At 70.0% G+C, this 6,629-nt stretch carries 8 protein-coding genes and 1 pseudogene; 8 read left to right on the forward strand and 1 reads right to left on the reverse strand.

Going from position 1 to position 6,629, the window contains the following annotated elements; genetic code table 11:
- Together ACTHNQ_RS10810 and ACTHNQ_RS10815 are read left to right on the forward strand one after the other, a co-directional pair.
- On the forward strand, positions 1-1,000 hold a 1,000-nt coding region (locus ACTHNQ_RS10810), incomplete at its 5' end, for a ribonuclease J (protein ID WP_440333374.1).
- Positions 1,001-1,107: 107 nt separating this feature from the next.
- Positions 1,108-1,602, forward strand: a complete 495-nt coding sequence (locus ACTHNQ_RS10815) for an N-acetyltransferase family protein (RefSeq protein WP_440333375.1) — start codon at positions 1,108-1,110, stop codon at positions 1,600-1,602.
- A 42-nt stretch (positions 1,603-1,644) separates the two neighbouring features.
- On the opposite strand, the gene ACTHNQ_RS10820 is transcribed toward ACTHNQ_RS10815, so the two are convergent.
- Positions 1,645-1,818 carry a hypothetical protein gene (locus tag ACTHNQ_RS10820; RefSeq protein ID WP_440333376.1) on the reverse strand — a complete coding sequence of 58 codons (174 nt, stop codon included), beginning with the start codon at positions 1,816-1,818 and terminating at the stop codon, positions 1,645-1,647.
- A gap of 13 nt (positions 1,819-1,831) precedes the next feature.
- Between ACTHNQ_RS10820 and ACTHNQ_RS10825 the strand changes: the two genes are divergently transcribed.
- The 6 genes and pseudogenes from ACTHNQ_RS10825 to ACTHNQ_RS10850 all read left to right on the forward strand — a co-directional run.
- Complete coding sequence (locus tag ACTHNQ_RS10825; RefSeq protein ID WP_440333377.1) at positions 1,832-4,381, forward strand: DNA translocase FtsK 4TM domain-containing protein; 2,550 nt, start codon at positions 1,832-1,834, stop codon at positions 4,379-4,381.
- A gap of 26 nt (positions 4,382-4,407) precedes the next feature.
- A complete protein-coding gene (pgsA, locus tag ACTHNQ_RS10830; RefSeq protein ID WP_440333378.1) occupies positions 4,408-4,980 on the forward strand; it encodes a CDP-diacylglycerol--glycerol-3-phosphate 3-phosphatidyltransferase in 573 nt (190 codons plus the stop codon).
- A complete protein-coding gene (locus ACTHNQ_RS10835; RefSeq protein WP_440333379.1) occupies positions 4,977-5,444 on the forward strand; it encodes a CinA family protein in 468 nt (155 codons plus the stop codon). Before pgsA ends, ACTHNQ_RS10835 begins: the two co-directional genes overlap by 4 nt.
- A 166-nt stretch (positions 5,445-5,610) precedes the next feature.
- Positions 5,611-5,919, forward strand: a complete 309-nt coding sequence (locus tag ACTHNQ_RS10840; protein WP_018172206.1) for a helix-turn-helix domain-containing protein — start codon at positions 5,611-5,613, stop codon at positions 5,917-5,919.
- Between the two features lie 12 nt (positions 5,920-5,931).
- On the forward strand, positions 5,932-6,156 hold the full coding sequence (locus tag ACTHNQ_RS10845) for a DUF3046 domain-containing protein (protein ID WP_440333380.1): 225 nt from the start codon (positions 5,932-5,934) through the stop codon (positions 6,154-6,156).
- A 245-nt stretch (positions 6,157-6,401) separates the two neighbouring features.
- Positions 6,402-6,629 (forward strand): annotated as a pseudogene (locus tag ACTHNQ_RS10850) (recombinase RecA); the annotation flags it as partial.

Consider the following 6,629-nt stretch of genomic DNA (forward strand, 5'->3'; position numbering starts at 1 on the left):
CGGCAAGGCGCCCCGTCGTGTCGTCGTCGCGAGCTTCTCCAGTCACGTCCACCGCGTTCAGCAGGTGCTGGATGCCGCCGCCGCCCACGGCCGTCGGGTCGCGTTCCTCGGCCGCAGCATGGTCCGCAACATGACGATCGCCGAGGACCTCGGCTACCTCAAGGTGCCGGACGGCGTGCTCATCGACTACAAGAAGGCGCGCGACCTGCCCGACGACCAGATCGTCTACATGTCGACCGGCTCGCAGGGCGAGCCGATGGCGGTGCTCAGCCGCATGGCCAACCTCGACCACGCGATCGAGCCCGGCCCCGGCGACACGGTGATCCTGGCGTCCAGCCTCATCCCCGGCAACGAGAACGCGGTCTACCGCGTGATCGACGGGCTCACCAAGCTCGGCGCGAACGTCGTGCACAAGGGCAACGCCAAGGTGCACGTGTCGGGTCACGCCGCGGCGGGCGAGCTGCTGTACTGCTACAACATCCTCAAGCCGCGCAACGTGCTGCCGGTCCACGGCGAGTACCGGCACCTGATGGCCAACGCCCGCCTCGCCCAGGACACCGGCATCCCCGAGGAGCGCACGCTGCTCGCCGAGAACGGCACCGTCATCGACCTGCGCGACGGGGTCGCCGAGGCGGTCGGCCAGCTCGACCTCGGGTTCGTGTACGTCGACGGGTCGACCGTCGGCGAGATCACCGACGCCGACCTCAAGGATCGACGGATCCTCGGCGAAGAGGGCTTCATCTCGGTCATCGTCGTCGTCGACGCGACGACCGGCAAGGTGATCTCCGGCCCCGAGGTGCACGCCCGCGGCTTCGCCGAGGACGACTCCGTGTTCGAGGACGTCAAACCGAAGATCGCCGCCGCGCTCGCCGAGGCGGCCCAGTCCGGCGTCCGCGATTCGCACGCGCTGTCACAGGTCGTCCGCCGCACGATCGGCCGCTGGGTCAACCAGTCGCTGCGCCGGCGCCCGATGATCGTTCCGCTGGTCATCGAAGCCTGACCCGGACGCCGGCTCCTGCCGCGTGTCCGCGCGGTACGCCGGTCGCCGGGCGGGAGGCCGGCCGTCGCCGACACACCGTTGAAACACACGCGCCGTACCATCGGCGCGTGGTCTCCTCGTTCCGCATCCGCCCCGCCGTGCCCGCCGACGGGTCCTTCCTCGGCGACATGGTCGTCGAGGCGGCGAACTGGCGTCAGGGCACGGGCCGTCCGCGGCACGAGATCATCGCCGGCGACGACCATCGGCGCTACGTCGCCGGGTGGATGAGGCCGGGCGATGCGGGCTTCGTCGCCGAGGACGCCGCAGGAGGTCCGGTCGGCGCGGCGTGGTACCGGATGCTGCCCCGCACCGATCCCGGATTCGGGTACGTCGGCACCGGTGTGCCCGAGCTGATCATCGGCGTACGGCCGGTGTGGCGGGCCCACGGGGTGGGTCGGGCGCTGCTGCAGCGGCTGTGCGACAAGGCGCGCGCCGACGGCTTCGCCCGCCTGAGCCTGAGCGTCGAGCGCGGCAACTTCGCGACGACGCTGTACCGCAGCGAGGGCTTCGCCGTCGTGCGCAGCGGCGTCGGGCGCGACACCATGGTCAAGCGCCTGCGATAGGGCCCCAGCGGCGTGGTTCCGCGGAAATGTCGGCCCTCCCGCCTACCGTGGAGGGATGGCCAGGAGCAGCAGCCCGACCAAGGTGTCGCGCGCGTCTTCGAACACGTCGTCGAGCGGTCGCTCGACGACGTCGTCGAGCGCGCGGAAGCCGGCGGCGGCCAAGCCCGCCCCGGCGCCGAAGCGGTACGTGGGCGAGCCGGACCGGCCGCCCGTCATCACGCGTGCCTGGATGGGCCTCGCGCATGCCACCGGCGGGCTGTTCCGGGCCTTCGGTCCCGAAGCGCTCGAGAAGGAGCAGCGTCGCGACGGGTTCCCGTTCCTGCTCGTGCTGCTGGCGATCGCCGGGGCGGTCAACGAGTGGTTCTTCATCGGCAACGAGGTCGCCACGACGATCAGCGCCTACACGGTGGGCGGTCTGATCGGCCGCGAGGCGTTCGTGCTGCCGGTGCTGCTGCTGATGCTCGCGGGCTGGATGTTCCGGCATCCGTCGTCGGTCCATGACAACGGACGCGTCGGCATCGGCTTCGGCCTGCTCATCGTCACCATCGCCGGGTTCTGCCACGTCGCAGGCGGGCGGCCGCAGCCGAGCGAGGGCCTCCCGGCGCTCAGCGAGGCCGGCGGGCTGTTCGGCTGGATGCTCGGCGAACCGCTCGCGTTCGTGCTCACCGATGTGGGTGCGTACATCGCGCTCTCGCTGCTGGCGGTGCTCAGCATCCTGATCATCACGAAGACCCCGCCCAACCGCATCGGCCGTCGCCTCGGTGAGCTGTACGCGTGGATGTTCGGCGCCGAACTGCGCGAAGAGAAGCCGGCGGATGCCGCACCCGCCGCCACGGGCGACGACGAGGGCGACTCGTCGCTGCCGTTCTGGCGCCGCAACAAAACCGGGCGCGAGAAGGACCCCGCGGAGGGACTCGGATCGCAGGACCTCACGGAGCTGCTGGGGTCGACGCAGGGCGGTTTCGAACAGGCGATCGTACCGCCGACGGCGCCGCCTCCGGCACCCGCGACGGACGCGCTCACCGAGGTGATCGACCCCGCCGTGCTGTCGGCTGCCAAGGCGGCGACGTCCTCGCGCACGTCGCTGCTCGATGACGCCGAGGTCATCGAGGACGACGGCCTGCTCCCGGGCCTCGACGGCATCGGCACGGCACCCGAATCGGGTGCGCCGGCCGCGCCGTACCGGCTGCCGTCGGTCAACTCGCTCGCGGCGGGCTCGCCGCACGTCGCACGCTCGCAGGCCAACGACGACACCGTGCGCGCGATCACGAGCGTGCTCGACCAGTTCTCGGTCGACGCGCGCGTGACCGGCTTCTCGCGCGGCCCGACGGTCACGCAGTACGAGATCGAGCTCGGACCGGGTGTGAAGGTCGAGCGCATCACCGCGCTGACCAACAACATCGCGTACGCCGTCGCGTCTAACGAGGTGCGGATCCTCGCGCCCATCCCGGGCAAGAGCGCGATCGGCGTCGAGATCCCGAACACCGACCGCGAGATCGTCACGCTGGGCGATGTGCTGCGCTCGCAGACCGCGACCACGCAGACCCACCCGATGACCATCGGCGTCGGCAAGGACGTCGGCGGCGGGTACGTCGTCGCCAACCTGGCGAAGATGCCACACCTGCTCGTGGCCGGCTCCACCGGCTCGGGCAAGTCGAGCTTCGTGAACTCGATGATCACCAGCCTCCTGATGCGGGCGAAGCCCGCCGACGTGCGCATGGTGCTGATCGACCCCAAGCGCGTGGAGCTGACCTCGTACGCCGGCGTGCCGCACCTGATCACGCCCATCATCACGAACCCCAAGAAGGCGGCCGAGGCGCTGCAGTGGGTCGTGAAAGAGATGGACATGCGGTACGACGACCTCGCGTCCTTCGGCTTCCGCCACATCGACGACTTCAACAAGGCGGTCGTGGCCGGCGAGATCACGCTGCCGCCGGGGAGCGAGCGCGTCCTCAAGCCGTATCCGTACCTGCTGGTCGTGGTCGACGAGCTCGCCGATCTCATGATGGTCGCCCCGCGCGATGTCGAGGACTCGATCGTGCGCATCACCCAGCTCGCGCGCGCGTCGGGCATCCACCTCGTGCTCGCCACGCAGCGGCCCTCGGTGGACGTCGTGACGGGTCTCATCAAGGCCAACGTGCCGTCGCGCCTCGCCTTCGCGGTGACGAGCGTCACGGACTCCCGCGTCATCCTCGACCAGCCCGGCGCCGATCGCCTGATCGGCCAGGGCGACGGCCTCTTCCTGCCGATGGGCGCCTCCAAGGCGCTCCGCGTGCAGGGCGCATGGGTCAGCGAGAAAGAGATCGAGCAGGTCGTCAAGCACGTCACGCAGCAGGCACGGCCGGAGTACCGCGCCGACGTTGCCGCGGTGGCCGAGAAGAAGGAGATCGACGCCGACATCGGTGACGACCTCGACCTGCTACTCGCGGCCGCCGAGCAGATCATCTCGACGCAGTTCGGCTCGACGTCGATGCTGCAGCGCAAGCTGCGCGTCGGCTTCGCGAAGGCCGGGCGTCTGATGGACCTGCTCGAATCCCGTGAGATCGTCGGCCCGTCCGAGGGATCCAAGGCCCGCGACGTCCTCGTGTCACCCGACCAGCTGCCCGCGGTGCTCGCGCGCCTGCGCGGCGAGGACGCGCCCGCCGCTGCGCCCGCGCCCGCCGCTTCGGCCCCCGATCAGTACGGTCAGGATGCCGTCGCGTCGCAGTTCGACGGCTACCCCGTGGTCGACGGCGACGAGGGCTCCGAGGACGCGTGGGGCCTCACCGGCCGCGACTGACGCACCGCGACGGCTAGGCTCGGCGCATGGCGATCCCGCGGCAGCTGCCCAACACGATCACGGTCGTGCGCATCCTGTGCGCTCCGGTCTTCCTGTGGCTGCTGTTGGCGGACGCCGGTGCCGACGGCGCCCTGCGCTGGTGGGCGGCGGCGCTGTTCATCGTCGCGATCGCGACCGACGGGATCGACGGGTACCTCGCACGCAAGCACGACATCGTCACCGATCTGGGGAAGCTCCTCGACCCCATCGCCGACAAGGTGCTCACGGGGTTCGCGTTCATCGGGCTGTCGATCCTCGCCGAGCTGCCGTGGTGGGTCACGGTCATCGTCCTGATCCGCGAGATCGGCATCACGGTGTACCGGTTCCTGGTGGTCAGCGACCACGTGCTCGCCGCCGCCTGGATGGGCAAGCTCAAGACGGTCGCGCAGGCGCTGGCGCTCTCGCTCGCGCTCCTGCCGCTGTGGACGCTGGCCGGCGAATGGATCTTCTGGGTCAACGGCGTGACGATGACGATCGCCGTCGTCCTGACGATCGCGAGCGGCATCGACTACGTCGTGAGTGAGGTGCGGGCCGCGCGCGAGAAGCGGACGTCGTCGTGACGGAGGATGCCGCTGCCGCGGTCCTGCGGGCGCTCGACGCCCGTTCCTGGTCGATCGCGGTAGCCGAGTCCCTGACCGGCGGACGCGTCACCGCGACGCTCGTCGACATCCCGGGCGCCTCTGCGCACGTGCGCGGGGGAATCGTCGCCTATGCGACCGATCTCAAGGCGCGGGTGCTCGGCGTCGACGAGGCCCTGCTCGCCGAGCGGGGCGCCGTCGACGCCGATGTGGCTCTCGCGATGGCCGGGGGAGTGCGCCGCGTGCTCGGTGCGGACGTCGGGCTCGCGACCACCGGCGTGGCCGGACCCGACCCGCAGGACGGCAAGCCCGTGGGCACCGTCCACGTCGCGGTGGTGACTCCCGAGACGGCGGTGACGGTCGAGCTGGAGCTGTCGGGGACGCGCGACGAGATCCGCGCCGCATCGGTGACGGGTGTGCTCGAGCTGGCGCTCGACGTGCTGTGAGGCATCCGCTGCTCTTCGTGACGGCAGGGAACAGACCATGTTGCGTCTGGGTTACATTCGGTGATTCCCACCCATTGCCCAGTTCACGGGATTAGATTGACATCATCCGGTGCTGTACTGTTGGCCACCCGGACGACGGTGGAATCAGAAGTGAGGAGGGGCCCTGATGATCCTGGTACGTCAAGAGATCGGCGAAGTGCTTCGTGATTTCCGCCAGCAGAAGGGGCGCACCCTCCGCCAGGTGGCCAGCCGCGCGAGCGTGGCTCTGGGCTATCTGAGCGAGGTCGAGCGCGGCCAGAAGGAGGCCTCGAGCGAGATCCTCGCGTCGGTTGCCGAAGCACTCGACGTCCCGATCTCGATCATCATGCGCGAGGTCGGCGACCGCATCTCAGTGCTCGAGGGCCTGCAGACGTTCCCCGACGTGGTGCCCGACGATCTGGTGGCCTCGGTCGACGCCGAGCTGTCGCTGCGCTGACGCGCGTCCTTCATGCGCCGCAGCGAGTTCCAGCGCGCCGTCAGAGATGAGTTCGGCGGGCGGGCGAGCACGGTGGTGACCGATCTGGTGCTCTCGAGCGTGGGCGGCCGCACCGCCTCCGAGGCGATCGACGCCGGCGTCGATCCTCGCCAGGTGTGGCTGGCGCTGTGCGAGGAGCTGGATGTGCCGGCGGACCGCCGGTACGGCGTGGGGCGCCTGGAGCCGCGTCGCAACTGACACCCAATCCCCGCCACGCAGCGGCGTGTCGTCGAATATCTGTTCGAGATCCGCGTAGTGTCCTCCACAGAAGGTGTCGAGGACGTGTTTTCCACGGGACGGGGCCGGGCGAAGGCCGATGTCGGAACCCACCCCTAACGTGATCCACGTCGAACGACACCACACGCCTTGTCGCAGCATCCATCCCACCGGGGTGGAGCGCGACAGCCTACAGGCGACGGAACGCCAGCACTAAGGAGCACGACATGCCCTCACCCGCAGACCGCGAGAAGGCCCTCGAATCGGCCCTCGCACAGATCGACCGGCAGTTCGGGAAGGGCTCGGTGATGCGGCTCGGCAGCGACGAGCGCGCTCCCGTCGAGGTCGTCCCCACCGGTTCGATCGCCCTCGACGTCGCGCTCGGCATCGGCGGGCTCCCGCGTGGCCGCATCATCGAGATCTACGGTCCGGAGTCGTCGGGTAAGACGACGCTG

Source organism: Microbacterium sp. (assembly GCF_051953575.1).
Taxonomy (GTDB): Bacteria; Actinomycetota; Actinomycetes; order Actinomycetales; family Microbacteriaceae; genus Microbacterium.

What these genes read in the sequence shown, in the direction of transcription:
- ACTHNQ_RS10820 (WP_440333376.1), bottom strand. Translation starts at nt 1,818, where the DNA reads ATGACGGGCGGCCGGTCCGGCTCGCCCACGTACCGCTTCGGCGCCGGG.
- ACTHNQ_RS10825 (WP_440333377.1), top strand. Translation starts at nt 1,832, where the DNA reads ATGGGCCTCGCGCATGCCACCGGCGGGCTGTTCCGGGCCTTCGGTCCC.
- pgsA (WP_440333378.1), top strand. Translation starts at nt 4,408, where the DNA reads ATGGCGATCCCGCGGCAGCTGCCCAACACGATCACGGTCGTGCGCATC.
- ACTHNQ_RS10840 (WP_018172206.1), top strand. Translation starts at nt 5,611, where the DNA reads ATGATCCTGGTACGTCAAGAGATCGGCGAAGTGCTTCGTGATTTCCGC.
- ACTHNQ_RS10845 (WP_440333380.1), top strand. Translation starts at nt 5,932, where the DNA reads ATGCGCCGCAGCGAGTTCCAGCGCGCCGTCAGAGATGAGTTCGGCGGG.